The sequence below is a fragment of the Pseudoalteromonas byunsanensis genome, from assembly GCF_001854475.1.
GTDB classification, from domain to species: Bacteria; Pseudomonadota; Gammaproteobacteria; order Enterobacterales; family Alteromonadaceae; genus Pseudoalteromonas; species Pseudoalteromonas byunsanensis.
On sequence record NZ_MNAN01000034.1, the window covers coordinates 378,477 to 405,217 of the forward strand.

At 42.4% G+C, this 26,741-nt stretch carries 27 protein-coding genes; 11 read left to right on the forward strand and 16 right to left on the reverse strand.

Annotation, left to right across the window (positions count from 1 at the left end; genetic code table 11):
* Positions 1-25: 25 nt before the first annotated feature.
* The 4 genes from BIW53_RS15925 to BIW53_RS20975 all read right to left on the reverse strand — a co-directional run bounded on the left by BIW53_RS15925 (position 26) and on the right by BIW53_RS20975 (position 6,040).
* Entirely contained in the window at positions 26-3,559 is a 3,534-nt protein-coding gene (locus tag BIW53_RS15925; protein ID WP_070993016.1) for a tetratricopeptide repeat protein, read from the reverse strand.
* 351 nt (positions 3,560-3,910) lie between these two features.
* Entirely contained in the window at positions 3,911-4,822 is a 912-nt protein-coding gene (locus BIW53_RS15930; RefSeq protein WP_139158868.1) for a DUF4350 domain-containing protein, read from the reverse strand.
* A gap of 88 nt (positions 4,823-4,910) precedes the next feature.
* Positions 4,911-5,606: a hypothetical protein gene (locus BIW53_RS15935; protein ID WP_070993018.1), complete on the reverse strand. Its 696-nt coding sequence runs from the start codon at positions 5,604-5,606 to the stop codon at positions 4,911-4,913.
* 257 nt (positions 5,607-5,863) lie between these two features.
* Entirely contained in the window at positions 5,864-6,040 is a 177-nt protein-coding gene (locus BIW53_RS20975; RefSeq protein WP_158678281.1) for a hypothetical protein, read from the reverse strand.
* A gap of 212 nt (positions 6,041-6,252) precedes the next feature.
* Here BIW53_RS20975 and BIW53_RS15940 point away from each other — a divergent pair, with 212 nt between their 5' ends.
* From BIW53_RS15940 to BIW53_RS15955, 4 genes are all read left to right on the forward strand, one after another.
* Entirely contained in the window at positions 6,253-6,741 is a 489-nt protein-coding gene (locus tag BIW53_RS15940; RefSeq protein ID WP_070993019.1) for a low molecular weight protein-tyrosine-phosphatase, read from the forward strand.
* A 74-nt stretch (positions 6,742-6,815) separates the two neighbouring features.
* A complete protein-coding gene (locus BIW53_RS15945) occupies positions 6,816-7,454 on the forward strand; it encodes a 2OG-Fe(II) oxygenase (protein ID WP_070993020.1) in 639 nt (212 codons plus the stop codon).
* Positions 7,455-7,547: 93 nt separating this feature from the next.
* A complete protein-coding gene (locus BIW53_RS15950) occupies positions 7,548-7,931 on the forward strand; it encodes a hypothetical protein (RefSeq protein ID WP_070993021.1) in 384 nt (127 codons plus the stop codon).
* A gap of 36 nt (positions 7,932-7,967) precedes the next feature.
* Positions 7,968-8,450, forward strand: a complete 483-nt coding sequence (locus tag BIW53_RS15955; protein ID WP_070993022.1) for a GNAT family N-acetyltransferase — start codon at positions 7,968-7,970, stop codon at positions 8,448-8,450.
* Between the two features lie 20 nt (positions 8,451-8,470).
* On the opposite strand, the gene BIW53_RS15960 is transcribed toward BIW53_RS15955, so the two are convergent.
* From BIW53_RS15960 to BIW53_RS15985, 6 genes are all read right to left on the reverse strand, one after another.
* A complete protein-coding gene (locus BIW53_RS15960; RefSeq protein ID WP_070993023.1) occupies positions 8,471-9,823 on the reverse strand; it encodes a sensor histidine kinase in 1,353 nt (450 codons plus the stop codon).
* Between the two features lies 1 nt (position 9,824).
* Complete coding sequence (locus tag BIW53_RS15965; RefSeq protein WP_070993024.1) at positions 9,825-11,165, reverse strand: sigma-54-dependent transcriptional regulator; 1,341 nt, start codon at positions 11,163-11,165, stop codon at positions 9,825-9,827.
* Between the two features lie 63 nt (positions 11,166-11,228).
* On the reverse strand, positions 11,229-12,434 hold the full coding sequence (locus BIW53_RS15970; protein WP_070993025.1) for an ABC transporter permease: 1,206 nt from the start codon (positions 12,432-12,434) through the stop codon (positions 11,229-11,231).
* Positions 12,435-12,445: 11 nt separating this feature from the next.
* Positions 12,446-13,759: an ABC transporter permease gene (locus tag BIW53_RS15975; protein ID WP_070993026.1), complete on the reverse strand. Its 1,314-nt coding sequence runs from the start codon at positions 13,757-13,759 to the stop codon at positions 12,446-12,448.
* Positions 13,760-13,761: 2 nt separating this feature from the next.
* Positions 13,762-14,466: an ABC transporter ATP-binding protein gene (locus BIW53_RS15980; RefSeq protein WP_070993027.1), complete on the reverse strand. Its 705-nt coding sequence runs from the start codon at positions 14,464-14,466 to the stop codon at positions 13,762-13,764.
* Between the two features lie 41 nt (positions 14,467-14,507).
* Positions 14,508-15,764: an efflux RND transporter periplasmic adaptor subunit gene (locus tag BIW53_RS15985; protein ID WP_070993028.1), complete on the reverse strand. Its 1,257-nt coding sequence runs from the start codon at positions 15,762-15,764 to the stop codon at positions 14,508-14,510.
* Positions 15,765-16,126: 362 nt separating this feature from the next.
* Between BIW53_RS15985 and BIW53_RS15990 the strand changes: the two genes are divergently transcribed.
* A complete protein-coding gene (locus BIW53_RS15990; protein ID WP_070993029.1) occupies positions 16,127-16,615 on the forward strand; it encodes a SixA phosphatase family protein in 489 nt (162 codons plus the stop codon).
* Here the strand turns inward: BIW53_RS15990 and pdxR are convergent.
* Positions 16,590-18,068: a MocR-like pyridoxine biosynthesis transcription factor PdxR gene (gene pdxR / locus BIW53_RS15995; protein WP_070993030.1), complete on the reverse strand. Its 1,479-nt coding sequence runs from the start codon at positions 18,066-18,068 to the stop codon at positions 16,590-16,592. The genes BIW53_RS15990 and pdxR overlap by 26 nt on opposite strands.
* Positions 18,069-18,208: 140 nt before the next feature.
* On the opposite strand from pdxR, the gene BIW53_RS16000 reads away from it, so the two are divergent.
* Together BIW53_RS16000 and BIW53_RS16005 are read left to right on the forward strand one after the other, a co-directional pair.
* Complete coding sequence (locus tag BIW53_RS16000; RefSeq protein ID WP_070993031.1) at positions 18,209-18,784, forward strand: GNAT family N-acetyltransferase; 576 nt, start codon at positions 18,209-18,211, stop codon at positions 18,782-18,784.
* Positions 18,784-19,389: an FMN-binding negative transcriptional regulator gene (locus BIW53_RS16005; RefSeq protein WP_070993032.1), complete on the forward strand. Its 606-nt coding sequence runs from the start codon at positions 18,784-18,786 to the stop codon at positions 19,387-19,389. The genes BIW53_RS16000 and BIW53_RS16005 overlap by 1 nt, the downstream gene beginning before the upstream one ends.
* A gap of 40 nt (positions 19,390-19,429) precedes the next feature.
* Here the strand turns inward: BIW53_RS16005 and BIW53_RS16010 are convergent, their stop codons facing one another.
* Together BIW53_RS16010 and BIW53_RS16015 are read right to left on the reverse strand one after the other, a co-directional pair.
* A complete protein-coding gene (locus tag BIW53_RS16010) occupies positions 19,430-19,915 on the reverse strand; it encodes a hypothetical protein (protein WP_084228198.1) in 486 nt (161 codons plus the stop codon).
* Between the two features lie 339 nt (positions 19,916-20,254).
* Entirely contained in the window at positions 20,255-20,818 is a 564-nt protein-coding gene (locus BIW53_RS16015; protein WP_070993033.1) for a lipid-binding SYLF domain-containing protein, read from the reverse strand.
* A gap of 345 nt (positions 20,819-21,163) precedes the next feature.
* Here BIW53_RS16015 and BIW53_RS16020 point away from each other — a divergent pair, with 345 nt between their 5' ends.
* A complete protein-coding gene (locus tag BIW53_RS16020; protein WP_070993034.1) occupies positions 21,164-21,739 on the forward strand; it encodes a hypothetical protein in 576 nt (191 codons plus the stop codon).
* Positions 21,740-21,822: 83 nt separating this feature from the next.
* Here BIW53_RS16020 and BIW53_RS16025 read toward each other — a convergent pair whose 3' ends face one another.
* From BIW53_RS16025 to BIW53_RS16035, 3 genes are read right to left on the reverse strand one after another with little or no spacing between them, the layout of a single operon-like run.
* On the reverse strand, positions 21,823-23,115 hold the full coding sequence (locus BIW53_RS16025) for a M23 family metallopeptidase (RefSeq protein ID WP_070993035.1): 1,293 nt from the start codon (positions 23,113-23,115) through the stop codon (positions 21,823-21,825).
* Between the two features lie 3 nt (positions 23,116-23,118).
* Complete coding sequence (locus BIW53_RS16030) at positions 23,119-24,465, reverse strand: M23/M56 family metallopeptidase (protein ID WP_070993036.1); 1,347 nt, start codon at positions 24,463-24,465, stop codon at positions 23,119-23,121.
* 1 nt (position 24,466) lies between these two features.
* Complete coding sequence (locus tag BIW53_RS16035; protein WP_070993084.1) at positions 24,467-24,847, reverse strand: BlaI/MecI/CopY family transcriptional regulator; 381 nt, start codon at positions 24,845-24,847, stop codon at positions 24,467-24,469.
* 334 nt (positions 24,848-25,181) lie between these two features.
* Between BIW53_RS16035 and BIW53_RS21305 the strand changes: the two genes are divergently transcribed.
* From BIW53_RS21305 to BIW53_RS16045, 3 genes are all read left to right on the forward strand, one after another.
* Complete coding sequence (locus BIW53_RS21305; RefSeq protein WP_084228199.1) at positions 25,182-25,397, forward strand: CPBP family glutamic-type intramembrane protease; 216 nt, start codon at positions 25,182-25,184, stop codon at positions 25,395-25,397.
* 187 nt (positions 25,398-25,584) lie between these two features.
* Positions 25,585-25,902: an antibiotic biosynthesis monooxygenase family protein gene (locus tag BIW53_RS16040; protein WP_070993037.1), complete on the forward strand. Its 318-nt coding sequence runs from the start codon at positions 25,585-25,587 to the stop codon at positions 25,900-25,902.
* Between the two features lie 38 nt (positions 25,903-25,940).
* Complete coding sequence (locus BIW53_RS16045) at positions 25,941-26,636, forward strand: helix-turn-helix transcriptional regulator (protein WP_070993038.1); 696 nt, start codon at positions 25,941-25,943, stop codon at positions 26,634-26,636.
* Positions 26,637-26,741: the final 105 nt, after the last annotated feature.

A 26,741-nucleotide genomic window follows, 5' to 3' on the forward strand; every position in this document is an offset into this window, starting at 1 on the left:
GGGTAGCGCTTTTGCGCCACCCTACTTACGCAGCATCATCGCTATCACCCAGCCCAAGTGCAGCAGCCAAGGTTTTAACGTCTTGGTGCTGTTCAAAAAACGCCACCACTGCCTGAATATGGCTCTGTTTTTCACCTTCAAATTGTTCAAGATAAGTGCGAATTTCAGCAAACTGCCAAGTAAGTTCAGCATCTGTAGGGGTAGCAGTAATAGCGGTAAAAACACTTGCAATGGATACATCATCTAGTAGATATTGAATAAATGCCAAAACGGCTAAATGCTGTTTGTTCGTGATATAATGCTGTGCTCGCTCAATACGCTCACGCACCTGTTCAGGCGGCTCATGTAATAGTGCCATTTCGGCCGCATTGGCTAGCACATTAGCTAACACGCTTTTTATCTGCTCGTTTTGCGAATCTTTATACTGAGCAAATAGCAAATCAAAACTCTGAATTGCTGCATCCAGCTTCCCAAGCCGTCCCAGTGCCACCCCTTTATTCGACTTCGCTGAAGCAACTCGCAGTTTAATTTCTTCATTGTCTGAACTTTCAAAACGGGTGATGAGGGCATCATAAGTGTCGATTTCTTGCTCATGCATTTCGAGCTGACCTTGAGCAACTCCTTTGTTTAACATGGCCATAGCAACGCGTTGCAGGATTTCTTCATTGTCTGAATTGTCAAAACGGCTAATAAGCTGCTCATAAGTGTCGATTTCTTGCTCATGCATTTTGAGCTGACCTTGAGTTATGCCTTTATTTAACATGGCCATAGCAGTTTGTTGCAGGACTTCTTTGTTGTCTGAATTGTCAAAACGGGTGATAAGTGCATCATAAGTGTCGATTGCCTGCTCATGCATTTCGAGCTGACCTTGAGTTATGCCTTTGTTTAACATGGCCATAGCAGTTTGTTGCAGGATTTCTTTGTTGTCTGAATTGTCAAAACGGGTAATAAGTTGCTCATAAGTGTCGATTGCCTGCTCATGCATTTCGAGCTGACCTTGAGTTATACCTTTGTTTAACATGGCCATAGCAGTTTGATGCAGGATTTCTTCATTGTCTGAATTGTCAAAACGGGTAATAAGTGCGCCATAAGTGTCGATTGCCTGCTCATGCATTTTGAGCCGTCCCTGAGCGACTCCTTTATTAAACATGGCCATAGCAACTTGATGCAGGACTTCTTTGTTGTTTGAATTTCCAAAACGGCTAATAAGCTGCTCATAAGTGTCGATTGCCTGCTCATACATTTCGAGCTGACCTTGAGTTATGCCTTTATTTAACATGGCCATAGCAACGCGTTGCAGGATTTCTTCATTGTCTGAATTGTCAAAACGGCTAATAAGCTGCTCATAAGTGTCGATTTCTTGCTCATGCATTTTGAGCTGACCTTGAGTTATGCCTTTGTTTAACATGGCCATAGCAACGCGTTGTAAGACTTCTTCATTGTCTGAATTGTCAAAACGGGTGATGAGTGCATCATAAGTGTCGATTTTTTGCTCATGCATTTCGAGCTGACCTTGAGTTATTCCTTTATTAAACATGGCCATAGCAACGCGTTGTAAGACTTCTTCATCGTCTGAACTTTCAAAACGGGTGATGAGTGCATCATAAGTGTCGATTGCCTGCTCATGCATTTCGAGCTGACCTTGAGTTATTCCTTTATTAAACATGGCCATAGCAACGCGTTGTAAGACTTCTTCATCGTCTGAACTTTCAAAACGGGTGATGAGTGCATCATAAGTGTCGATTGCCTGCTCATGCATTTCGCGCTGACCTTGAGTTATTCCTTTGTTTAACATGGCCATAGCAACGCGTTGCAGGATTTCTTCATTGTCTGAATTGTCAAAACGGCTAATAAGCTGCTCATAAGTGTCGATTTCTTGCTCATGCATATTGAGCCGTCCCTGAGCAACTCCTTTATTACACATAGCCTTCACGACACGTAGTTGAATGTCTTCGTTGTTTGAATTTCCAAAACGGGTGATGAGTGCATCATAAGTTTCCATTTCCCGTTCATGCATTTCGAGCTGACCTTGAGTTATTCCTTTGTTTAACATGGCCATAGCAATTTGTTGCAGGATTTCTTCATTGTCTGAATTGTCAAAACGGGTGATAAGTGCATCATAAGTTTCCATTTCCTGTTTATGTATTTCGCGCTGACCTTGAGTTATTCCTTTGTTTAACATGGCCATAGCAACGCGTTGCAGGATTTCTTCATTGTCTGAATTGTCAAAACGGGTGATGAGTGCATCATAAGTGTCGATTGCCTGCTCATGCATTTCGAGCTGTCCCTGAGCGACTCCTTTATTAAACATGGCCATAGCAACGCGTTGCAGGATTTCTTCATCGTCTGAATTTTCAAAACGGGTGATGAGTGCATCATAAGTGTCCATTTCCCGTTCATGCATTTCGAGCTGTCCCTGAGCGACCCCTTTATTAAACATGGCCATAGCAACTTGTTGCAGGACTTCTTCGTTGTTTGAATTTTCAAAACGGGTAATAAGCTGCTGATAAGTGTCAATAGCTTCCGCCGATAGCTTTAGCTCACCCAACGTCACACCTTTATTAAACATGGCGATGGAAACAAGTTCATCGGTGCTAGCACTTTTTGAAGATTTAAAGCGTGAAATTAATGTGTTATAGGTTTCTATTTCATTTTCAGGCTTTTTAAGTTTATGAAGGGTAAATGCTTTATTTAGTAACACTCTGGCAAACAATACATCGTCAACATCTTGATTCTTTGCAGCTGCAATTGCTTTGTTAAATAGCTCTAAGGCTTGTTGGTAGTCTTTCTTACCATAACTTACCGAGGCAAGCTTAAATAACTCTTTGACGGTTGCCTGCTCTTTACTCACTGTTCGAGTACTGCGCTCAATGATGCGCAACGACTCAGGGTCTGGCTCCGTTTTCTCTACAATAGATTGCTGCACGTTTTCAAACGCTTCATCTATTTCCTGCTGTTTTGCTTGAATAAGTTGACGTGCTTCTTCAATATATTCCTTAAGTTCTGCAACCGACAAGTCAGCCTTCTTTAACCGCGCTTCTACCACATTCTTAGCTTTATCTATTATTTGCTCAGTGTGCTTTTCAATAAACGTATCCATTTTCTCTTCGGCAACGTTCAGCGCTTCTTTTTTACTTTGTTTGTATACCACAACACCAATAAGGGTGATAAACAGAGCTAGCAGCGAAAACCACCAACTAATCGAATCTTTTAAATCCGACGTTCTGCTATCAAAGCCATTGATGCGGGTATTATGGTTTTTCTCTTGCTCGGTAAACTGAGTTTGTAGATTGGCCAGTTGCGTTTTTAAACCTTGCTGAGCGCTTTGCAAAGCTTTTACATCACTCCCTTGTATTTGTTGCAACTTGAGTTGTTCATCAAGCCGCCCTAGTTGAATACGCACCTCAACCAGTTGCTCTCGCAGTACTTCGGTTTGTGCTGAAGTTAAATTTATGGGTGTTGATGTAGCGCTTGATTGCTGCACCACAGGGTTATTTGCCATGCCTTTTTCTGGGAGTGAGAGCAACAACAAAAAAACAAGCAACAAAAAAGTACGCATTGAAGATCCTTATCTAATTGGCTTTATTTCGCAAATAAGTTGATAAAAGCTCAGTAAATTTAACGTAATTATTATCTATGCACCAGATATAACACTCAAATACATATTTTGCCTGTCGTTTATTATTAGCCATTCAAACACGAAATCTCCCGCCTGAGGCTTTAACGCGTTATTTTCTTAGTATGTAAAGGGCCTTGACAACTGTCAAAATTAACAGGTTCAGCCTCCTTCCTAGAATACACCGGTGATGTCTGAAAAGGGAGTTTCAGCGTTGTTAGAAGCCCAAGATTGAATCGGTATGAAGCTGATAGGGATACATATCAGCCTAGATAATAGATTTACTGGTAAATGCTAGCGCGTACCAGACAACCAGTGCATCACATTCAGTAAAAACTGCTCATTTTGCTCAGCTTCTGGAGATACAACCCCCATTTTTTTACCGGTTGGTAAATAGACTTGCGAGGTAAACATCGCCGCTTCTGCGAATACCGCAACTCGACCTTTGCCAAGTTCTAATACCGCGCCCTGAGACCAGCCGCCGATCGCCTGCTTTTTGGTATCTTGATTGATAACGAACGGTTTGTCTGGCACCAACGCCCACGCACCTTGAGGCAGTTGTAACAAAGACACTGCTTTATCAGGTGCTTTGAACGCATCGCCACCCAAGGTCCTGACTTGGCTTATTTGTTTTGATGCCACAGGTCCATCGGTGATCTCGTGACTTTTTAGCAATTGGTTATCGGTGTTATAGGTGACTTCCTGTACATGGCCGTTAACAAACTCAAACCCAAAGGCCTGCGCCAGTGGTTCAATCGCTTTGGGAAAGGGTATATGGTCAGCAATTAGCAACAAAGCGCCACCTTGCTTCACCCACAGCTGTAAAGTATCTACTTCTTTTTGCGTAAACGCGCTGTGAAATGGGCCATCCCAGTTACGACTATTATCTTTGTGCAGTGCATTGGCTATGACCAGCACATCAACATCTTTTAAACTGTCAGAGGTAAAGGCTTTTTTACCCTGCTTAAGTGTGTAACCGTCGCTTTTCAAAACCTGTACAAAAGGCTTGTAACGTCCCGTTGCGGTATGAAAGTTATAGTGAGCTTGGTCAAGTACCACCACGGGGCTTTGTTCATCATTAAAGGTAACAGTGGTATTTTTGGGAATAAAGTCGGGGTCTGCCTGCTGAGGTAAACCATCATTGCTGTCACAACCAACTAGGTTAAATATCAATACACCAAACAGTAACCGTTTTAATATCGCCACAACCATGTCCTTTTATTATTTAATGGCACCACCATAGCGTATCGCGCGTTTAGCGAGAATCGGTTTTATGTATATTTTTGTAAGTGCTCTAGTTACGCAAATTCTTCCACAAGGTTTTCAGCACCTGTGTCAAATGAACAGGAATTATCACAAACAGCGCTTTGCCCTTGTGAAATTCGGGGTTCACTTGGCAGTAGTATTTGATCTCAGCCTTATCGCTATTTTTAAGCGTTTCTAATTCCTGTTGCGAATAATTGCTCACTCTGTTGACTGACACCAAACAACGCAGCATGTTAGCACCACTTACCTCACCGCCTGAGTTAAATTGCTCAAATATCCCGATTGGGGCTTGATGCGCAAAGTGTGGCCAAATTATGGCTGTTTTCTTGGCAATCGCGCGATACATCGCGGGGCTGAGCATGGTATCGGCATAATAATGCTTGCGCCAAGGCTTTTTCAGCCAACAAAGAACGCTATGCACAATTGAAAATACAAATGTATTACCACCGTTACGGTAGTGAGGTAAAAACGCAGCAGATGCGCCAATAACAGTGATATCAAGCTCATGACTGAAGGTCAATAAACAGTATCCAACTAGTTTATTATCGACATAATATAAACGCAGTTTGCGCTCAAATGGCTCGTCGCTATCAAAATATTTGGCAAGATATTGCTCAGGCGCAATGTTGGCAAAGCTTGCCGCTATGATGTCTGATATATCACTGCGTTGAACTTGAGTTAACCACTGTTTCGTTTGGGTGAGATCCCTTGTTGTCAATGTCATTGTAGTAGGTTATTCCTGACCTAAAAGCGGGTATCAAAAGTTACCCACAACATGGTTTAATTTGCTATTTTTATCAATCTTCAAAACAGTACTCTGACTGTGCTGAGGCCTGAAATTATAGTTTACCTGATAAATGGGGAAGGAGTGCAACCAATACTTGCTGGTACATTTTAGTTGCAACAAGAGCTTAATAGCCTGAAAAAACCGTGAGCAACGGTGTTAAATGGCTGGCTTACGCGCCAGCCAACGTCAACATCCTACATTTTATTTTTTGCTTCTGTAGGCAGCTCACAGAACATCCAACTACCACAACCAAATTGACCTGCTCGACTGTAATAAATACCACCAGCAACCTGTGGTGTCATTTCCTGTTGTAATTTATGTGAGTCATTCGACAAGTTTTTAATTTTCTTTTTATTGAGTTTTAGTTTCATCACTTATTCCTTTTTTAAAAAAGTCTGAAAAATTGCAGACCTCCCATATTAAAATGAAACGCTCACAAACTCGCCCGACATAACTTGCAGTTGGCAAGAGGTGTAATACATGTATGTCGTTATTCAAATCTTAAGCGTCATTATGTATTTATCATTTGAGTATGTTAGATTGCTAAAAAATAAATGATTTGAGCAATTAAGGGGCATCACCTATGAATAAATCCGTTTTATCTGGCGCAGTAAAGAAGATACTCGTGGTTTGCATGGGTAACATTTGCCGCTCTCCTACTGGTGAAGCGGTGCTCAAACACAAACTTACACAAGCACAGCTAGATATTACTGTCGATTCGGCTGGCACCATTGCCTACCATCAGGGTAATCCTCCCGACAAACGTAGTGTTGCTGCGGGGGAAAAGCGTGGATATAACTTTAGCGGTATGACGGCCAGACAAGTCAAACCCCAAGATTTCACTGATTTTGATTTGATCCTAGCCGCGGATAAAGCCAACCTAGCTGACTTAATGGCGCTTTGCCCTACACAACACCAACATAAGATAATGTTATTTCTGGATTTTTCTGACGGAGAATCCGGCGAGGTCCCTGATCCATACTATGGCAGTGGCGATGGTTTTGAAATGGTACTAGACCTCATTGAGAACGCTTGTGACCAGTTAATTAATGAACTTCAAAAAAGAACCTAAATAACCGTTTATTTTTCTCGCCACATGCGGGGTCTTATGGTAAATATACCGCCCCGTTTTTGAGAGCGACTCCTTTGGCAACATCAACCAATTTATTTGAGCAAATCGCACTGGACCTTCAGGTTCATGGTGTCAGTATTCAGAGTTTAGATTTACAAGAACCCGCCCTTTTGGCGTTGACTGAAAGACTCGATATTTTATCACAACGAGACTTTCATAGAGCCGGTATTGGTCGCCAAGAAGAGCACATGAAAAATGAGCAAGTTCGCCGCGACAAAATCCATTGGTTAGAGACCAGCGACACTCATGAATCGCTGTTTTTGAGCTATATGCAAGACTTGAAAGTCTATTTGAATCGTCGCCTGTTTTTAGGGCTGTTTAGCTACGAATGCCACTTTGCTCACTACGAATCAGGTGCGTTTTACAAAAAGCATCTGGATGCATTTAAAGGTGAAGCAAACCGAGTTCTCTCAACCGTATTATATTTAAATCCTAACTGGCAAGAAGGTGATGGTGGCGAACTGGTAATATACGATCCAAACAATAGTGATGAGATATTACAAATTGTGACTCCTAATTATGGCACTTTAGTTACCTTTCTAAGTGAGGAGTTTCCACACGAAGTATTACCTGCCAAAAAAGCACGTTATTCGATTGCAGGCTGGTTTAGAGTCAATACCAGTGTCGGTGGCAACATCGACCCTCCTCAATAATATTAGCACCTAAAAACGCTACACTTTTTTACTTTAACATCTTGCCTAACAAACATATCATGCTCCCCAAGTAAAATGTGCATGGAGCATGATATGAAACGGATACTCTTATGTGTCACCGTAGTAACTTTAACTTCTGGCTGCGTATTCGTGCCAAAAGAAGTCTCATATTTTCATGAGCGGTGTCAAATCTACGCAAAAAAAGCGGTGCTAGATAGTGAAAATACGACGCGCCTGGCAAGTTGTAGTGGGTCAAAATGTGGTATGTACCTAGTAGGAGCCGGCGTTGTCAGTGCTGCAAGTCTGGTGGTCTCAGGGAGTATAGTACTCATTCAAAACGTGGTACATTGGCAGGAGAAGAATAAAAACTGTAACCCTTTGAGTGAGCAAAAAACTAACGCTCAACCCAAGCAAGATAGCACTACATCCACGCAAGATGGTGAGCCCAACGAACTCTCTGAAATAGAACGTCGCTAAGCACTGGGCATGCCCATGTAGTTGAAAGGTAAACCCATGATCACAGAAATGACAAAACAAGATTTTGCTTTATTTTGGCCAACCTTTGAGTCCGTTATAAAAGCACAACAAACCTATGCGTTTAACCCTGACATGACATTGGAGCAAGCATACCAATTGTGGTGCCAAACACCACTCAAAGCGTTCGCCTTCAAAGCAGACGGCGAAGTATTGGGCACCTATTACCTCAAAGCCAATGCCATGGGCCCAAGTAGCCATATTTGTAACTGCGGTTATATGGTCAGTGAAGCTGCTCGTGGACAGGGAATCGCGAAAACGCTCTGCGAGCATTCACAACAAGTTGCTAAAAAGCTAGGCTTTAAGGCTATGCAGTTTAATAGCGTGGTCAGTTCTAATGAAGGAGCTATCAGGCTTTGGAAGAAGTTGGGCTACGAAATCATCGGCACCATTCCTAAAGCCTATAAACACCCGAACTTGGGTTATATTGACAGTTATATCATGCACAAACTGCTAGATTAGCAACCCGCGACTAAACCGACTTAGTCATCACTTTGCTGTGCTGGCTGGTGCGTACAAGGTAAGAATACCTTGACCTGTAGCCCCGCCACCGCTGCTTTGCGATAAATATTGTGTAAGCTTAAGTAACCGTGGTGCGCTTCTACAATTTCTCGACATAAAGCCAAGCCTAAACCACTTCCTGTCGCTTTAGTTGAGTAAAATGGTATCAGTGCATTCGCCATTACTTGCTCACTCATACCTTGCCCACTGTCGGTAATGCTCACCATAATCCCCTGCTCCTGTGCCTCTATTGCTAAATGTATTTGATCTGCATTAGAGCCTGATTCATGAGCGTTTTTAAGTAAGTTAATAAGCAATTGTTGCAGCTGCATGTTGTCTGCGTAACACGGCGTTGATGGATAACTATTAGGTGCAATAAACTGCCATTGCTGTGCAAGTTCATCGATCAGGCTACGCCAGTCCACCAACTCAAATTTGGGCGGCGGTAACTTAGCGAACTTACCATATCCTTGTACAAACGCCGTTAAATGTTTTATACGCTCTTCAATTGTAGCGAACACTCGCTGTAATCTCGGCTCATCGAGTCTCTGTGACAATATTTGTCCGCTGTGTAACATGGATGACATAGGGCCGAGCGAGTTATTTAGTTCGTGACTGATAATACGGATCACTTTTTTCCAAACCGCCACTTCCTGACGGTTTAGCTCACGTGTTAATTGCTTTAATATAAATAGCTTATGATGCTGATTATTAAGTAGAAACTGCCCTGTCGCCAAATGCCAAGTTTGTGTTTCTTCTGCTGTACTGAGTATGTTAAACAAACCATCTTGACCAAGCTGAATCGCCTGCTGTAGCTCTGTTGGGGCATTTTCAAATGCTTGTGACAAACTCATACCTTCTATGCGCGTTTTCGATGACACCAGATTGCGAGCACTTAAGTTGCTAAACACCACCACATTATTACTGTTTATCAATAACAATGCCTGAGGAGAGCTTTCGAGTACCTTATCGAGCATTAGCTCCCTTTGATGGATCCATTGTTTTTCTTTACGTAGTTGTTCAGCTGTTTGGTTGTACAAAGTACATAACCAGCCAAGCTGATCATCACGATGATAGGCTAACTGGTTAGAAAACTCGCCATCTTTGAAATTTTGTAAACCAAGCTCCAGCGCATCCAAACCTTTTTCAATTGGCGCACATATCAAGGAAGTAACTAAAGCAGAGAGTATTAAAGCCCCCCCCAAAATAGCCCCCCCTTGGCTCCAAGGAATTTGCATAACGATAAAAACCGCCAACAAGCACACTGTTATCACTGACATTACAGTGAGCTTTATTTTACCTACCAAAGATAACCACGGCTTTTGTATTTGCATGCTAATACTCTATATCGAATTTTTGCAAACGTCGGTAAAGAGCTTGCCGTGTTAGGCCAAAATGGCGCGCTACTTTTGCTATCACCCCTTGATGAGTATGCATAGCACTTTCTAGCTCTGCTTTGGAGGGTTCACGTTTGGTTGTCAAGACACCTCCAGACGCAGCGTTAGCAGCATAATCAAGCACAAAATCTTGCTCATGCAATTCACCTTCACGCTTGAGTACCCCCGCCCGCTTACAGGCATTTTCTAGTTCACGTACATTTCCTGGCCAACTATAGGCCTGCAAAGCGCGCTGCGCGGTATGTGATACAGTTCGCTCAGGTAAAAAGTGATTGACCAAAGGAATAATGTCGTCTGGACGCTGCGCCAATGGAGGCAGTTTTAATTCGATCACATTGAGTCGATAGTAGAGATCCTCGCGAAAGCGGCCAGCTTGAATGTCTTGCATTAAATTAGAGTTCGTAGCGGAGATAACACGAACATTGACTTTGCGAGTTTGCACTGAGCCCAAACGTTCAAACTCACCGGTTTGCAATACACGTAGCAATTTCATTTGACCCGATAGCGGTAAGTTACCAATCTCATCTAGAAATAAAGTCCCCCCATCGGCAGCTTCAAAACGTCCCATGCGCTGCTTATTCGCACCAGTATACGCACCCGCTTCGGCACCAAACAATTCGGCTTCTATTAAGTCATGAGGCAACGCGCCTGCATTGACCTTAATAAAGGGCTTATTTTTTAATGGTGAGTTGGCAACAATGATCTCTGCAATACGTTCTTTGCCACTGCCATTGGGGCCCGTAATCAGCACTGAAACATCAGATTTAGCTAGCTGTAACGCCATATCAACAATGCGCTCCATGGCAGTGCTGGCGTATACCAATCCCGCTAAATCTGCATCTTGCTTGGATGCGTTACGCTCTTGCTGTTGGCGTTCAAATTTTGCATTGCTTTGACGCGTTTTACCCAGTTCAATCAGATTGCCAATACTGGTGAGTAACTTTTGATCATCCCAAGGTTTGCCAACGTAATCAGCAGCGCCTGCCTTAACCAACTCAATAGCGGTTTCTAATTCCGTCCATGCTGTAATTAAGATGATGGGTAAATGAGGGTTGATCTCCCTAAGACGATAAAACAGCGTTTTACCTTCTTCACCGGAGGTGGTATCACTGGAAAAGTTCATATCTTGCAAGACCAAGCTGATGTGCTGATAGCGCACAATTTGTTCAGCTTCAAAAGTCGTCTGCGCAGGTACTGCACTGTAGCCGTGAATTTCCAGCAATAAAGACAATGCTTCCAAAATGGCAACATTGTCGTCAACGATGAGTATCTTTTCCATATTATTATTTATACTTCAATGTGCTACACCAAAGGCAGTGTAGCACAAATGGTTGAAAATCAGTTAGATGGTTCGTGTGGCCACGCTTGGGGAAATATTTGCCGCACGTTGTGCTGGGCCGATGACCGAACACACACTTATGAGCAATACACCAAGTGCGGTTAAACCAACATATAACAAGGGGAGCTTAGCAATGGAGTAATGTTGCATTAGCTGTTGCCCAAGTAAAACAGCAAGCACGGCACCCAATACTAAACCACCGATACATATCATCACGCTTTCTACTAGGAAGTAGTTAATAATATGCGATTTACGCGCACCAAGCGCCCGTCGAGTGCCCACCTGTTTGGTACGTTTATTGATATTAAACATGGTTAAACCAAAAATGCCCAACGCGGTGATCAAAGTCAGTACCACCACCATGACCAACAGCATACGCATGGTCAGCTTATCTGGAGCAACAAAGCCATCTTTTACTTGCTCTAAGCCCTGTATATTCTCAACTACACGCTTGCTATCGAGTTGCAACATAAGCGGTTCGATTTGTTGCATCACTTCTGTACGTCTACCAGGTTCAGTACGCACCATAAACTGTGTGAGTTTTCGTGCCATAACAAAGGGCAGAATTACAGAACGATCTTTTCGTTCTGAACTTAACCACGGGCCTTTCATCATATCGGTAATACCAATGATTTTTAGTGGAAAATCCCCCCGATAGATTGATTTGCCAAGGGCGTCTCCATCTGGAAACAAGGTATCAGCCATAACCTTGGTGATCAGTGCAATATTTGGGTATTGCTCATAGTTATCCGTAACCATAATTTCAGATTGATAAAAATTTCTGCCCTCTAGCACCTTTACACCAAAGGTATTTAAAACATGTTCATCACCTTGAAACATACTAGCATTTACCCCCTTGCTTTTCTCACCAGTTGGGCGCAGACGAAAAGTGCTCGCAAAACCGCTGCCACTCAGTGGTACAGAATCAATCATCACTGCATCCACAACGCCAGGTATTTGCCTTAAGGCTTGTTCATCCAGTTCAGCTTGCAATTTAAAGTTGGTATCTTTGCCAAAAGACATTACCTCAAAGCTAAAAATATCCTGCTCTGAATAACCTGTTGGCTGATCTAAATAGGCAATTTTCTCATTAATAATAAAGGTTGAGTTACTCACAATTGCAGTTGTAATCGCTATCTGTAGCAGTAACAGTATGGCCCCGACTTTTGAGCGACGCAGGGCATTAAATATTGGTTTAAGTTCTGACATAACAACGCTCCTTATTGGGTTTTTAAGTACACAGCAGGGGTTGTTCTACATACCAGCCAAGCTGGATATAAACCCGCTATAATACACGCGACAATCGCAATGGAAGGGGCGGCAAGCAGCATGTTTAAATCCATATTAGCAATCGTATTGTACGACCCATTACTGGCTCTCACGCCCCAAAGACCTAACTGTGCAATCACAATCCCCAATAGCCCGCCAAACAAACCAAGTAGAGACACTTCGACTAGATGCTGATAAAACACCTGCCATTTCGATGCGCCTAGCGCTCTGCGCACGCCAACCTCTGGCGCTCGACGTAAAAACTTAGCCAGCAACAACGACAGAATATTCGCCACACAGACTGCTAAGAACATAAAACTCAGCGTCACCATTATTTTGTTGTCTTCTTTGACCACGCCTCGATACTCCATCAACTCCATCACGTTAAATACATTGGCGGATAATTTATCGCGGTTGAAGCGCCCCAAACTTTGCTGCTGAATCATGTAATTCATTAAAAACTGCTCAAAATCGGCTTTTTCTTGCGCATTCTCAAGCTCAACCCAAAACTGTAACCACAGACTCTCAGAAACGAGTAAATCCGAAAATGTTCTGTCACTTTCATTCTTCCAACCATTGGTGTTGCCCCAGGTAAAAATTTCATTGGCCAGTCCCATGGTAATTGGCATAAAAATGCCCTCCGACGGTTTAAATGAGCCATTGTTGAGGTCATAGAATTTCACAGATATATCCCAATCTTCGATAATACCAACGACTTGTACTCTCATATCATCTAGGTAGAGGGTGCGCCCTACTGAGTTTTCACCATTAAACAGCTTATCGTTGATACGCTTAGAAATTACCACTACGGGCGCGACGTCATCCTGCTGCTGTTGTGTCCAAGCGCCGCCATACAAAAACTGCAAGTTAAACATCTGAAAAATATCTTTTGAAGCCAAACGAGTTGGCTCTTTGAATGGCTTTATCTGATCATTGTCCAGATGCACGGAAAACCCAGATTTGTACATCGCAGTGCGTTCATAGGGTAAGTTAGCATTGAGTAAATTCATCGCATCCTGATAAGTGACCTGAAAAGGTACGTCATCCTTTGACCAGTAAGTGTTACCATCATCCATCGTTTGCAGTTGCACATGGTGTAGCTGCTTGCTTTTACTAGGAATTGGGTCTTTCGCCATCATGTAATACACTGACAGACTCGTCATTGTAACGCCTATTCCTATCGCGATGGCCAGCACCATAAGTACACTCACCGTAGGGGTGCGTTTAAAACTGCGCCAGCTCAAATCTAAGTAATGAAAAAGCATCGTTACGCTCCCACTGCTGCGGCAGGATTACCTTGATAAAGGGTAAAATCTGCCAATTGTCCATCCACCACTTGAATATTGCGCGGTGCTCTGCGCGCAAGCTCTGAATCGTGAGTCACCATCACAATCGTTGCGCCTTCACGATTGATTTGCTCAAGTAATTCCATTACCTGACGCGCCATGAGGCTATCAAGGTTCCCCGTCGGCTCATCGGCCAATAGAAATCTTGGCTCCCCTGCTAAAGCCCGAGCTATGGCAACACGCTGCTGCTGACCACCTGATAATTGCTGCGGCAAATGCTTCGCGCGACTGGCCAAACCCACTTGCTCTAAACGCTGCTCAACACGGCGCTTACGCTCCGCCGCCTTAATGCCTCTGTAGCGCAATGGCACTTCAATATTTTCATATAGATTTAAATCTGGAATAAGGTTAAAACCCTGAAATATATAACCAATTTTTTGGTTCCTAAGGTCTGCACATTGATTATCATTCAAGCGACCAACATCAACACCATCCAACAGATACTGGCCAGAAGAAAATGGTTCAAGCATGCCTGCAATATTCAAAAAGGTCGTTTTGCCCGAGCCTGATGGACCTGTTACAGCAATAAACTCACCTTCATTAACTTGTAGGTCAAAGTCTCTCAATGCATGTGTTTGCACCATATCTGTTTGATATATTTTGTTTATTTTATTCATTGTTAACATAATTTTGTTCCTTTCAATATGTTTGGCCTAACATGCATTGCTCAGCGCAACATAACACGTTCAGCACGTTTAAACGGTGTGTAACTAGAGATCACTATTTGATCGTTCTCTTGTAGGCCACTTAACACTTCCACCTTTGAAATGCTCATTGCACCGGTTGCTATATCTACTCTTTGCGCTTGGCCGTCTGAAACTCGATACGCCACAGCTCCTCCCTCTTGCATAAAGGCACCACGCTTGACCATCAAAACATCAGATTTGTTTTCCAGTAAGATACGCGCTGATATGCGTTGATTTTGTCTAATACCACTCAAGCCTTGTTGAGTGAATCTAACTCGAGTCGTTACTTCTCGTTGGTTTACCTCTGGTGATATCGCACTGAGCTCACCCGTCACTTCATGACTACCTATTTTGAGCACCACCTGCATGCCTAGTCCCAATTCATTGGCATAGCTTTCACTCACTTGTAGCTCAGCTTCAAATGCGCTCAAATCAACTAACGTCATTACAGCTTGATTCTTTGCTACCAAGGCTTGTGGCTGGACCAGCATATTGCCCACAATCCCAGATACACTGGCCGTAATATCGAGGTTGTCCACTTTGCGCTGTAGTTCATCAACGACCAATTGCTGACGAGACACCGTGCTTTGTGCCGATTTTAACTCAAATGCCAATGTATCTTTGGCAAGCGCCACTTCTTTTTGCGCATGTTTAAAGTTCAACTTCGCGCGAGCTAGGTCATCAACTGCCTTTTCCAAATCAATTTGACTTATTAGGCTCTTTTCAATTGAGAGCTGTGCTCGCCGGTTTTCACGCATCGCAGCACTGAGCTCTACCTGTGCCAAGTCCAACGTTTTATTGAGACTCAAAGTTTGCCTTCTTGCTTCGAGCTTTTTACGCTCCAACTCACCATATAAGCGCTGTAACTCTGAATTTTGCTGCTGTAGGGCATTTTGTAGCTCTGGGCTATCAACTGTTGCCACAGGTTGATCCTGTGTAACTTTATCTCCCGCTTTAACAAGTAACGTGATCACGCCTTGCTCTGTTGCGTATATGCGAGGTGCATTCGCGGCAACAATCCGCCCAGTTGTAGCTATATCTCTAACAAAATCCCCACGCTCTACTTTGGCGATTTTTAATTCATCCTTTTGCACCGACAATTCTGCGCTTGAAGGCCCATGCATAAGACTGGCTGACGCTGCGACCGTCACAACCATAGTTACAGCCGCCAAGAGAGGTTTGCCAAAGCGTTTATTTTTTTCAACTACCTGATCCTGTCCACTGGTATCTTTAATCATAATTAGCCTCAATGACTGATTTTTGTTTCAAATAGGGTAATCAACCAGGCACCCAACAAAACGATACTTGGTGACAATAAGAAAAAGACATATATCAACATACCTACCCCTTAATCACTGCACTGTTACTCACTATTCGATTTACATGCCAGAAACACAAATCCATTAAAAACAATACATTACAATTCACTACTGAAAGATAGATGTGTCCACGGACACAAAAAGTGTCCGCTACGGACACCAAAATAGGCGTCCGTAAGTGCTGTATAAAAGAAGCTAAATTTAGGTATGGGGGGCATTGCTCAGCCTGCTGAGCTTTGTTACAGTTTTCATCCATTTTTTCGATGTGAACAATGAAAATTATGAAGATCAAAAGTCTGTTATTTCCATTACTACTATTAAGTAGTGCAGCTCAGGCACTGCCTGAGCAAATCATTCTGTTTCGCCATGCTGAAAAAGCACAAGGAGATAATCCTGAACTGACAGAAAAAGGTCAGCAACGAGCTCAACATCTTGCATCAATGTTTGGTGATCGAGCCATAAAACATGCGTTTAGTACCGATTATCACCGAACACAACAAACCATTGCACCACTGGCTAAGCATTTTGAACTAGATGTAACCAGCTATGACCCACAAAATTTAAAGGTTTTTTCAGAGCAGATCTTAGAACTAGCAGAAAATGTCGCTATTGTTGGTCATAGTAACACCACGCCCCAGTTGGTAGAGCTGCTTAGCAATCAACAGGTAAGCATTGCTGAAGACGAATTTGATAAGGTTTTTGTCATCACGTACGGTAAGTTTGGCAAAGTGAGTTTGTCGACTCTCAGCTCAGATAGTGAGGGTGAATAAGCAACATCAATTGCTTTAATCCTTGACTCATATTCGCTGTATTTTGGCCCGCGAACCCCAGCCGGATATGAGTGATGTCAGCAGCGCTCGGTAATAACGAGCGCTCACTGTTAGAATAGTAAAACTCGTCTTGGGTTTGTAAATAAACACCGTTCTTACTTGCAGAGGCTTTAATGCCATACACATTAGTGCCACAATCTACCCACATCGCCATACCTCCATCTGGATACACAAAACGTAAGGGCAAACCCTGCTTTTGATAGCCTAGTAGCTCTTCAGCCATTGCTTTCCCCCTAGCTTTGTACAACTTTGTCATACGCTTTAGATGTCGCTCAAATTGACCTGTTTGCATCCAATAGGCAACGCCAAGCTGGGTCAGCACATCATTCTTATGGTTAATTAACTGTTTATGGGCTCGTATTTGTTCAAGTATTTGCGTGTGAGCACAGATATAGCCCACTCTTGCCCCCGCAAACATTATTTTTGAGAATGTGGATATATAAATGACTATTCCCGCAGGATCATCTGAAGCCATTGGTTGTAAGGGCTGGCATCGATAATGAAACTCATGATCATAATCATCTTCAATGATCACAACACCATACTGGTAACAAAGCTGATATATTTGTAAGCGCCTTGTGGGTGATAAAGTCACCGTAGTCGGATACTGGTGTAAAGGAGTGAGATACAATAACTTGATGCGATAGCACTTAAGCTGTGCTTCCAGATCCCTAACACATAGCCCTTGCTCATCCTGATGGATATCTATAATGCGCGCGCCACAAGCTGAGAAAGCCTTCCTCGCTGGCGGATAACCGAGCGTTTCGCAGGCAACATAATCTCCAGGTGATATAAATACCCTTGCTGTCAGGAATAAAGCTTCTTGAGAACCGTTACAGATCACGAGGTCTTGCGTATCTAGATTACGCGCTCTTTTAAGATATGCTTGGATCTGCAATTTTAATTCTGTTTCCCCCCCGACCGCGCCATAATGTAACTTTTTAACATCGACTCTTTGACACACATTACTTATCGCACGCTTAAATTCAACAAACGGAAACTGTTCAATATCGGGTAAGCCACCTGCAAAATTATATTTATACTGGGCAAGTTCGGCGGTTACAGGGTCACTCATTGGATGAGCAAAAGTGAGCGGTTTAGGGGCGTATTTCGGTTGCTTTTCTTGCTCCACGCTCGAATCAATCGGCAAGGTACGAGTAACAAAGTAGCCTGATTTTTCCTTTGCTTCCAACCAGCCTTCAGCTACTAACAATTGCAGTGCATTCATGACCGTATGGCGATTAAGTTGATAAGCTGATGCCATCACTCGGGCAGAGCTTAACTTAGAGCCTGTCACCAGTTCACCCGCCTTGATAGCCTCTCTCAGCGCTGTGGCAAGTTGCAAGTAAATCGCTTCATTACTGTCCCTAACTTGAAAGGCAATTGGGTGCATTCTGTATGTAATCCTAGCGATTCAATTATCAGTAGCATACCCCTCAATCTGGTCTAGGTAAATAATAAAATCTGGTTGTTTATGTTAAACCAAAAACCAGATTAAAGTAGCCATATTGAGACCGTAAGCAGGAATGAAGTATGTTCGAAAAATACAGTTTAAAAACACAAAAGGTGGCATTACAACCCTTAACGCAACAACATTTAGGTGAACTTTTTGAAGCAGGCCAAGACCCAAGACTATGGCGCTGGATTTTAACCAACTATTGTAAAACACCTGAAATACTTAACGATTGGTTCTGGCAAACTGCTCAATTTGATGCACAGCAACAACTAGTCATGGCTATTGTCGATCAAGCCGGTAATAAAGTAGTGGGGACAACACGTTTGTTTAGATTAGACACTTATAACCTCAGCGCAGAGATTGGCCATACCTTTATTGGGGTTCCTTGGCAGCGTAGTTACGTCAATACTCACAGTAAATATCTGCTACTCAAATACGCCTTTGAAACGCTCAACTTAGTTCGTGTCACTTTTTGTACACATGAAAGCAATCAGCAATCCCGCAATGCCATAGCAAGACTTGGTGCTCGCTTTGAAGGTATTCACTTCAAAGACAGGTTGCTAGCTGATGGTAATTTTCGTAACAGCGCACGCTTTAGCATTATTGATGAGCAGTGGCCTGAAGTAAAAGCCAAACTTGAGGAGCAGTTATAATGTACCCAGCTAGATATTTCCAAGAGCAAAACCTGGAGCGTATTTTATCGCTTCTACAGCAATCACCTTTGGCTTCTATCCTATTTGGCAACAATTCAAATGGACTAAACGAAGTGGTCTATACGCCTTTAGTGTTTGATGCTGCCAAAGAGGTTTTTATTGGTCACGTAGCAAAAAATAACCCTTTAGCACAGCAAAACAATATCATCGTAAAATTATTATTTCACGGACCCGATGATTACATTTCCCCGAGTCATAATACTGACTTAGCCCTTCCTTCATGGCTTTATGCTAATGTACAAATCGAAGGACGCTTTGAATTGATCACAGACCATGAGCTAAAGCTTGAAATGATGACGCAAATCACCAACCATTTTGAACATGAGTTCCAAAAGCCTTGGCTAGTTTCGTCCCTTGAAAAAACTAAGCTCAACGCTTTGTTCGACCATATCGTATTTTTTAACATCTCATTAGAGCAGTGGCACGGTAACTTCAAACTAAGTCAGAATAAGCCACCAAAAGTCAAAGCCCAAATAATGCAAAGCCTGAAAATTAGAGGGAACGAGGCTTTATCTGAGCTTGTTGAAAGTTACATTGATGACTAAAACGCAAATAGCAACGCGTCAAATTAGTGAGTCGTTATCACTAGGTTAGTATCGTACGTATAATGTCTGCCGCTTGAGGCAAGCTGACCAAGCGTCCGCTTGCTTCACTTTCACTAATCCCCTGAATCGCCTCGAAATCATCTAAAAAAAGCACCTGATCATAGCTCTTTGTCATGCTGTTTTTAAAGTAAACCATTACATAGCACCGTGTTGACAGCCCATCCAAAATTCTAAAGAAATTAATATCGTCGCTGGATAATTTTGGCTTGATATATTGCCCTTTTAGTTCGCCAAACATGTGCTTAACGTATATTTGGCGCCCATTTAAGCGATATTGAGTCACGTTTTTAACAGCAAACTCATTCTCATTTTGCGTTTGTATATCCTTTTCTACATGCACAAATTTTTTCTCACCGAATACGCTACACCAAATACGCTCTAATAACGTTTTCTCATTTGTGTTTCCATCTGTATGTAATTGTGCAAAAACGTTTTTAACACTTAAATTCTCCATAAACATGTACATACATTTCCTCCTTGTCGCTTGCTTGGCACACACCAACCGTAACGTACTTAAAACAACACACGCTTTTTCACAATCATGTGAACTGAACCGTGCCTCTATAGGTGTAAATTTCGCACAGAGCAATATTAATATGTTAATAATTGGAATAAAAAAGATAAAAATCGGGTAAATAAGTAAAAAAACAGTGAATTTAGATCTAAAAATATACTAAGTATCAAAGTAAAACCTAGAAAGCCCTACTTCAAAATAACGCATATGTACAAAACAAGTTTCCCATTTATAAAACAATGGCAACTTAAACATGTTGCCATTGTCGGGTGTAAATATAGTACTCACGATTTAATTGAGTTCGTCATCAACCCAAAATTTAGTTCCTTTAAGCACAGCCTGTAAAGCAAGGCCCGTTTCTGTTAGCGAATATACAGTTACATCATCAACCACAGCTTCCGCAGCAACCGCACCACCTTGGTGTTTATGTTTGGCTGCTGCATCTGCATTGCCACCAAATGCCCAGCCATGCTCAATGAAACGCGCCAAAGCGGATTGGCTATGAAAAACCATCACTATGCTAAAATCTTTTGCGCCAATTCCTATCCCCAAGCCTGCTTCTGCCATATTCATATATGTTCTAGCACCAGTCTGGCGATTTACTACCACGCCATAGCCGCCACCAAAACTGGCAAATATGACGTTAACATTCGCATTATCAAAAACAGCATATCCTACTGCATTTGCAATTTGCTGCTGAACATCAGGTTTTTGAGAATAAAGCTGACTCAACACATCACTGCGCATACTTTCAACTGCTGCACGCTTTTCAGCGACAGTATTTCCGCCTGATGAGGCACAACCCATTAGCAAAAAAACAGCCCCCAACAATGTAGTGACTAAATTGCCTTTCATATCAACCTCTCTTTAACAGAAAATAATTGCATTGAGTAATAGCCTAGTACACATAAGCTGGCTTAGATATGAATCAACAGAGCATAGGCTTCGATTTACTGAAAACAGATAAAAAAAAGGCCGCTTAGCGCGGCCAATATCATGGGTAATCATGAAGGGATAAGTGTGAAAACAAAGTCAGTTTACATAGCCCATTAGTAAAATAAAACCACATTATTACGCACGATACCATCGTAAAAATCGAACAGTACAACCTCATATGCCTTATTTAAAAATGATGTGTTTAAACCTTCATCAATGTTTTTGCGACATATACCTTAATCCCATGCAGACAGGAGTATTACCATGTTAAAACCTTTACGCTTTATTATCATCACAGGAATAACTAGCGCTTGTGCATTCGCATCGTACGCGCAGATACAATCACAAACACAGCAACTTGAAAGTCATCAATCAACAAACAAAAACGGGTACCGTGTAGTGGTCACACAGCATTGTAAACAAGTACTTGAAGCACCACTTAGCGATGAACAAGTAAACAGTTATCTAGCAATGAAAGAACAGTCAAAGAAAATGCAGTCACTGGAGTATCCTGTGAATAAGGTCAGCGCCCAGATGAGTAAATTAGGAAATCAAATTCAAACGATTACTCAACAAGCCTATATGGTAACCGATGGCAAGCTAACCATAGATAAAACACTACTGGCACAACAACAAGCTGTATCAGCTGAACTTGAGCAATTAGCAGCTAAGAACAAAGGAAAATTTAAAGCGCTAGAGGCACAAAGTCAGCTTCTACATAAAGCAGCCCAACACTTTGAAGCGTTGATAACACCTACTATCGGCGATATTGAACACTCTCATGTGCAAATTTTAGCGCCAGAAGAGCAAGCCCAAACAGACTGCGTAACGCGCAGCTAACTTTATTTATCCTATAGCATTGCAAACCAAGAGCCGGTCAAACACATTAGTTGTATGCTAGACCGGTTGCTACTTTTTTGTGCCTACATTGTTTTCATACTTTGTGAATGCATCGCTAACCTTGTAGTTTGCACTGTATCTTCTACATCTGTGATCAGCTCCTGAAACTTCACATATAAAGCTCCTTGCAGCGGTGTCTGAGGTACGTTTTTTAGTGACAATGGGTTTATTGGTCTACCATGTTTGTGCACTTCGTAGTGAAGGTGTCGCGCTTGTGATAATCCCGTATTACCTAAGTATCCAATCACCTGACCCTGGGCCACTTTATCGCCAAGCTTTAACCCATCTGCAAACCTATCCAAATGTGCATACAACGTGTGGTATCCTTGTCCGTGTTGAATCAGTACTCGATTCCCAAATCCACCTCCCCAACCCACTTTTTCAATTATCCCGTTACCTGCCGCAAATATTGGCGTACCAAGTGGTGCACCAAAATCTAGACCTGCATGAAGTCGGGTATAACCTAAGATAGGGTGTTTCCTGCGTCCAAAGTCTGATGACAACCGTGCACCATTTAGTGGTGTTTTTAGCAAAAACCCCCGTGTGGGACTGCCATTTTTGAAGTAAAAGCCATCAAGTGCTTGCTCATCTTCAAAGTGATAGATTTCAATAGGCTCTGCGTTACTGGATAATCTAGCATAACGTAGTTGAGTTGGTAGGCTCTGCTGTGCTTGCAATTCATCTGGTGAGAGTGTTATCAGCTCATCAAACAGTAGACTTACACTATCCCCTTTGTGGATCTGCCTTTGAAAATCAATGAAGTGAGAAAACGCAAAGATTGTTTGATTAATAATATCCAGCGGCACATCGTTATTTTGGGCATCATCAAATATGCTATTCGACACGTCAAAAGCACGCAAAGCGGGTACTGTTCTAACCTGTAACTCATACACCCGTTTTGTCCAGCCCTTAGCGACACGCTCCATACTCATACGCTTTGCAAAAGTTGTGGCAAGAGTTAAAGACAATAACGCTTCGCCAGTGTGCTCTACTTTGATTTTTTGACCCACTTGAATGCGATCTAAGTCCAATTCTGGCTGGGCAAGTTTTTGCACTTGCCAAGCATCATTGGCGGTAAAACCAAACGGCTTAAGTACACCAATGAACGACTGTCCTTGTGCCACGGTTATTATCGTTGTTTTCACCCGTTTGCGTTTTTCTTGATTATCAGGTTCAACGCTTTGTAATGCTTTCGCTGTATGCTCTGCAACGACAGGAATAGGCACTTTTTTAGCCGTGTCATGCTGTGATACGCCTCCCTCGGAACAAGCACTAAGCATGGCAATGATAACAATAAGATAAGTAAATTTTTTCATCGCTTAGTTCAATTCTACTACTTTTAATGGATCGACACGCTCACCATCAAGCAAAATTTCGAGATGTAAATGTGGCCCAGTCACTTTACCTGTCTCGCCCAAAGTTCCTATATGCATTCCAGCTTGAACCCACTGCCCCTCTGACACCAAAATTTGATCCAAATGTGCATATACGCTTTGGTATCCATTACTATGCTGGATCAAAACAACCTTTCCGTAATTCGCAGGTAAGGTACGCTCATCAGCGACCAGCACTTTACCTGTTGCCACAGAAGAGATTGCTTGCCCTTTAGGCGCAACAAGGTCCACTCCATTGTGTGGACGGTTCTGCCGAAACGCGCTGATATGTTTAAAGTGTGAACTAATGGAGTAATGCTTTAATGGTGCCTGCCAGTTTGGCTGTTGCACAATAAATAGTGACTTTAACTGGCTTACAATCGCCACAGAAATCAATGCACATAGTGTCAGGGCAATCAATACGCGGCTAGAGCTACTCTTTTTAGGCCTCATGATCTCAGTTAAACGCAATTTATAATCAGCTAAAGACATGGCTCTTGAGGCAAAGGCGACGCTCGAATGCTCTTGATAGTTTGTGCTATTGTACTTAAGTGCTGTAATCATGGCTTGTGCGTAGACTTTTGGGTTGATCCCATATCTGGATAACGTTGATTTGTCACACCTCGCTTCTATTGCGTTACCTAATTCCACCTCCATTTTTGCCAATGCGGGATTGAACCAAAAAACACAAGACAAAATATGCCAACAGGTTGAAAGCTGATGGTCCCGATAATCCAGATGAACAAGCTCATGATTGAGCAAAGCTTGTTTTTGTTCCTCTGGCAGCGTCAAAAAATATTTGGGTAAGGCAAGCTTGCTGTTAAATAGACCCGTTACAAATGGAGAACAGTTTATAGGTAACATAAACGCATCAATATTTTTTGTGCCAATTGATACCTTTTCGCCCGTAGTTAATAAACTCAAAACATTATTTCTATTGTGCCAAAAGCGGTGCAAGCGCCTTAGGGTAACACTCAGATAAATACATAGTAATATTGCAAACATAGTGCTTGAGTCAGTGTGATAACTGCTTTGTGTCACCAACTCGGTATGCAGTTGGAACAATTCGGCTTGCTCAGAAACGTCAAATAAAACGTCAGGAAGAGATGTGAGCTGTGATGATATATCTAATCCAGTAAAGGGCAATATACTGATTATTAACAGCCCCCACCACATGCTTGGCATTGCAGGGTTAAAGCGCTTTAAATATCGACCACATGCGAGCAAAGCAAAGCACAGCAGAACCCACACCACCGCATTAACCAAAGGTGATATTAGTGCTAAGAAACTCATACTAACTTCCCTTTTTATCCTGTACCGACAACGATTCTAGTAGGTCTTCAAGTTCACTTAGTTCTTCTTTTTCAATCAATCGGCTATCTGCAAACAAAGTAACAGGCAACGGACCATCCAATTCAAATACGTTTTTTGCAAACTCCTGCGCATACAATGCAAGTGTGGCAACCTTATCTACTTTGGCTTGATATGATTTTCGATTACCCTGCTCACCTACAAGCAACAGTCCTTTTTCACCCATGCGCTCCAATGTTTTGCGGGTTGAGGAATAGGACCAATGAAACTTGCTCTCTATTACTTCATGTATTTCTTTTGCGGTTCTTGGCTGCGAGCGCCAGAGTAATTTTAATATTTCCAGTTCTGTACTGTTTGGTTTCATCATAACAACCTCCTTATGTGACATGCGTCGCACTTTAACAAACAAAAATGTGCGACGCAAGTCGCACATTGATTTGTTTATACTTTTTCCTAATCTTGCTAATTGAGAATGGGCGATAAGTGCTCCGGATCCGTAACCAGGCTTCCGTACACCGTGCGCTGTATGTTCTTGGAATGGGTTTTCTCTACATCATTTCCCCAAACTATGAATATCTACCTTTAATACTTGCGGCCTCACATTCCAAATGACTTTTAAAAGGCGAGCCCTTAGCATTATAGTTTGAGCCTGTTGTTTAACCTTTAACCCATACATTCAACACTCTGACCAGTATTTCATGGGATATCAGGCGCTTATCATTTCCAGCCTCCTATTTGGCTTGGCGCATTTTTCAAGCTCAGTGGAGTATATGTTGGTTGCAAGTATTGCCGGTTTTTTATACGGCGCGGTGTATGCGTTTACTGGGAAATTATACTGGGCAGTTATTACGCACTTTTTAATTAATTTTGTGCATTTGGCGCTGTTTACTTACCCAATAGTGAACCATAGCTAACACTGCTAAGAACAAGTTTAAAAAACGTTCAAAGCTCCACAAGCCAAAATTTTATGCTTAACTTACCCGCTACAATAAAATTGTGCAGTGCAGGCTTAATGGTCAGCATTTCACACTACTGACATTCCCTGACACCCATTCATGATTTACTACTTAACGACTCAAACAACCCTGTAAGGAAATCATAATGTCACAAAATGTCGTTGAAATTGTTAAATTTAAATTGGCTCCTGGTGTAAGTGAGCAGGACTTTCTCCCACTAAACGAAGCATTTCAGGCGTTTATCGCTGAGCAGCCAGGACTACTGTATCGCTCACTTGCTAAGCAGCCTGACAATCATGGTTATATTGATGTGATCTACTGGCAATCTATGGAAGACTCAAAACGAACCGCTGAGGCATTTAACAACTCTGCCGCGTGTATGGACTTTTTGGCTCTTATCGACAAAGATTCAGTGGTTATGACGCACAATATGATCATTGCACAAAGTGCCTGTACTGGTTAAGCTGCCTAGTTTAGCGGTTTCAAATAACGTACGTTCGCATGCATAAATCAGATCGACTTTTTCAGTTAGTGAACCTTCTTAAAGGGAGGCGACTGGCTATCACAGCTAAGCAGCTAGCTGAGCGTTTTGAGGTATCTGAACGTACTATTTACCGAGACATAGAAAGCCTGCAAAGCTCGGGGCTTCCTATTTTTGGTGAGGCGGGAATTGGCTATATCATACACGACCACCCTCTTCCCCCTATGATGTTTAGCCTTGATGAACTCACCGCTTTGTTACTTGGCAGTAAAATGGTCAGTGCATGGACCGACCCAACACTAAGCGGCCACGCAAAAGCCGCAATGGAAAAAATCGAAGCAGTTTTACCTAGCCAGCTAAAACAGCAAAGCGAATACTCCCCCTACCTTGTCGCCAGTTTTAACCATGGTGCGAAACAGCAAGCTTTCAGTGCGTTGTTACGTGACGCCATCAACGCCAATTACTGTGTAAAATTACAATATCAAGATGCCAATAATGCACAAAGCCTGCGTACCATCGAACCTTTAGGAATGGTTTATTGGGGGGGAAAGTGGACGTTAGTGGCATATTGCCAACTACGAAACGATTATAGAGAATTTCGACTAGATCGAATGTTAGACCTCACCGCAACAACCATCCCATTTGCCACCAACACAAACAAAAACCTCGAGCACTATGTTGCCTTAGTAAGAGCCAAATACGCTGACCAAAGCTAATCGTGGTATTTTCTATCAAATTTAAATACACGGCAGACTCGCATTGTATACATCATTCTTTAATCTTGGCCTGCAACGCAGCTTTGCTTTTACTAACTAAGGAAA

Bases quoted from the DNA above. Each gene is read 5' to 3' on its own strand.
- BIW53_RS15925 (WP_070993016.1), bottom strand. From the start codon at position 3,559: ATGCGTACTTTTTTGTTGCTTGTTTTTTTGTTGTTGCTCTCACTCCCA.
- BIW53_RS15935 (WP_070993018.1), bottom strand. From the start codon at position 5,606: ATGACATTGACAACAAGGGATCTCACCCAAACGAAACAGTGGTTAACT.
- BIW53_RS20975 (WP_158678281.1), bottom strand. From the start codon at position 6,040: ATGAAACTAAAACTCAATAAAAAGAAAATTAAAAACTTGTCGAATGAC.
- BIW53_RS15940 (WP_070993019.1), top strand. From the start codon at position 6,253: ATGAATAAATCCGTTTTATCTGGCGCAGTAAAGAAGATACTCGTGGTT.
- BIW53_RS15950 (WP_070993021.1), top strand. From the start codon at position 7,548: ATGAAACGGATACTCTTATGTGTCACCGTAGTAACTTTAACTTCTGGC.
- BIW53_RS15955 (WP_070993022.1), top strand. From the start codon at position 7,968: ATGATCACAGAAATGACAAAACAAGATTTTGCTTTATTTTGGCCAACC.
- BIW53_RS15960 (WP_070993023.1), bottom strand. From the start codon at position 9,823: ATGCAAATACAAAAGCCGTGGTTATCTTTGGTAGGTAAAATAAAGCTC.
- BIW53_RS15965 (WP_070993024.1), bottom strand. From the start codon at position 11,165: ATGGAAAAGATACTCATCGTTGACGACAATGTTGCCATTTTGGAAGCA.
- BIW53_RS15970 (WP_070993025.1), bottom strand. From the start codon at position 12,434: ATGTCAGAACTTAAACCAATATTTAATGCCCTGCGTCGCTCAAAAGTC.
- BIW53_RS15975 (WP_070993026.1), bottom strand. From the start codon at position 13,759: ATGCTTTTTCATTACTTAGATTTGAGCTGGCGCAGTTTTAAACGCACC.
- BIW53_RS15980 (WP_070993027.1), bottom strand. From the start codon at position 14,466: ATGTTAACAATGAATAAAATAAACAAAATATATCAAACAGATATGGTG.
- BIW53_RS15985 (WP_070993028.1), bottom strand. From the start codon at position 15,764: ATGATTAAAGATACCAGTGGACAGGATCAGGTAGTTGAAAAAAATAAA.
- BIW53_RS15990 (WP_070993029.1), top strand. From the start codon at position 16,127: ATGAAGATCAAAAGTCTGTTATTTCCATTACTACTATTAAGTAGTGCA.
- pdxR (WP_070993030.1), bottom strand. From the start codon at position 18,068: ATGCACCCAATTGCCTTTCAAGTTAGGGACAGTAATGAAGCGATTTAC.
- BIW53_RS16000 (WP_070993031.1), top strand. From the start codon at position 18,209: ATGTTCGAAAAATACAGTTTAAAAACACAAAAGGTGGCATTACAACCC.
- BIW53_RS16005 (WP_070993032.1), top strand. From the start codon at position 18,784: ATGTACCCAGCTAGATATTTCCAAGAGCAAAACCTGGAGCGTATTTTA.
- BIW53_RS16010 (WP_084228198.1), bottom strand. From the start codon at position 19,915: ATGTACATGTTTATGGAGAATTTAAGTGTTAAAAACGTTTTTGCACAA.
- BIW53_RS16015 (WP_070993033.1), bottom strand. From the start codon at position 20,818: ATGAAAGGCAATTTAGTCACTACATTGTTGGGGGCTGTTTTTTTGCTA.
- BIW53_RS16020 (WP_070993034.1), top strand. From the start codon at position 21,164: ATGTTAAAACCTTTACGCTTTATTATCATCACAGGAATAACTAGCGCT.
- BIW53_RS16025 (WP_070993035.1), bottom strand. From the start codon at position 23,115: ATGAAAAAATTTACTTATCTTATTGTTATCATTGCCATGCTTAGTGCT.
- BIW53_RS16030 (WP_070993036.1), bottom strand. From the start codon at position 24,465: ATGAGTTTCTTAGCACTAATATCACCTTTGGTTAATGCGGTGGTGTGG.
- BIW53_RS16035 (WP_070993084.1), bottom strand. From the start codon at position 24,847: ATGAAACCAAACAGTACAGAACTGGAAATATTAAAATTACTCTGGCGC.
- BIW53_RS21305 (WP_084228199.1), top strand. From the start codon at position 25,182: ATGGGATATCAGGCGCTTATCATTTCCAGCCTCCTATTTGGCTTGGCG.
- BIW53_RS16040 (WP_070993037.1), top strand. From the start codon at position 25,585: ATGTCACAAAATGTCGTTGAAATTGTTAAATTTAAATTGGCTCCTGGT.
- BIW53_RS16045 (WP_070993038.1), top strand. From the start codon at position 25,941: ATGCATAAATCAGATCGACTTTTTCAGTTAGTGAACCTTCTTAAAGGG.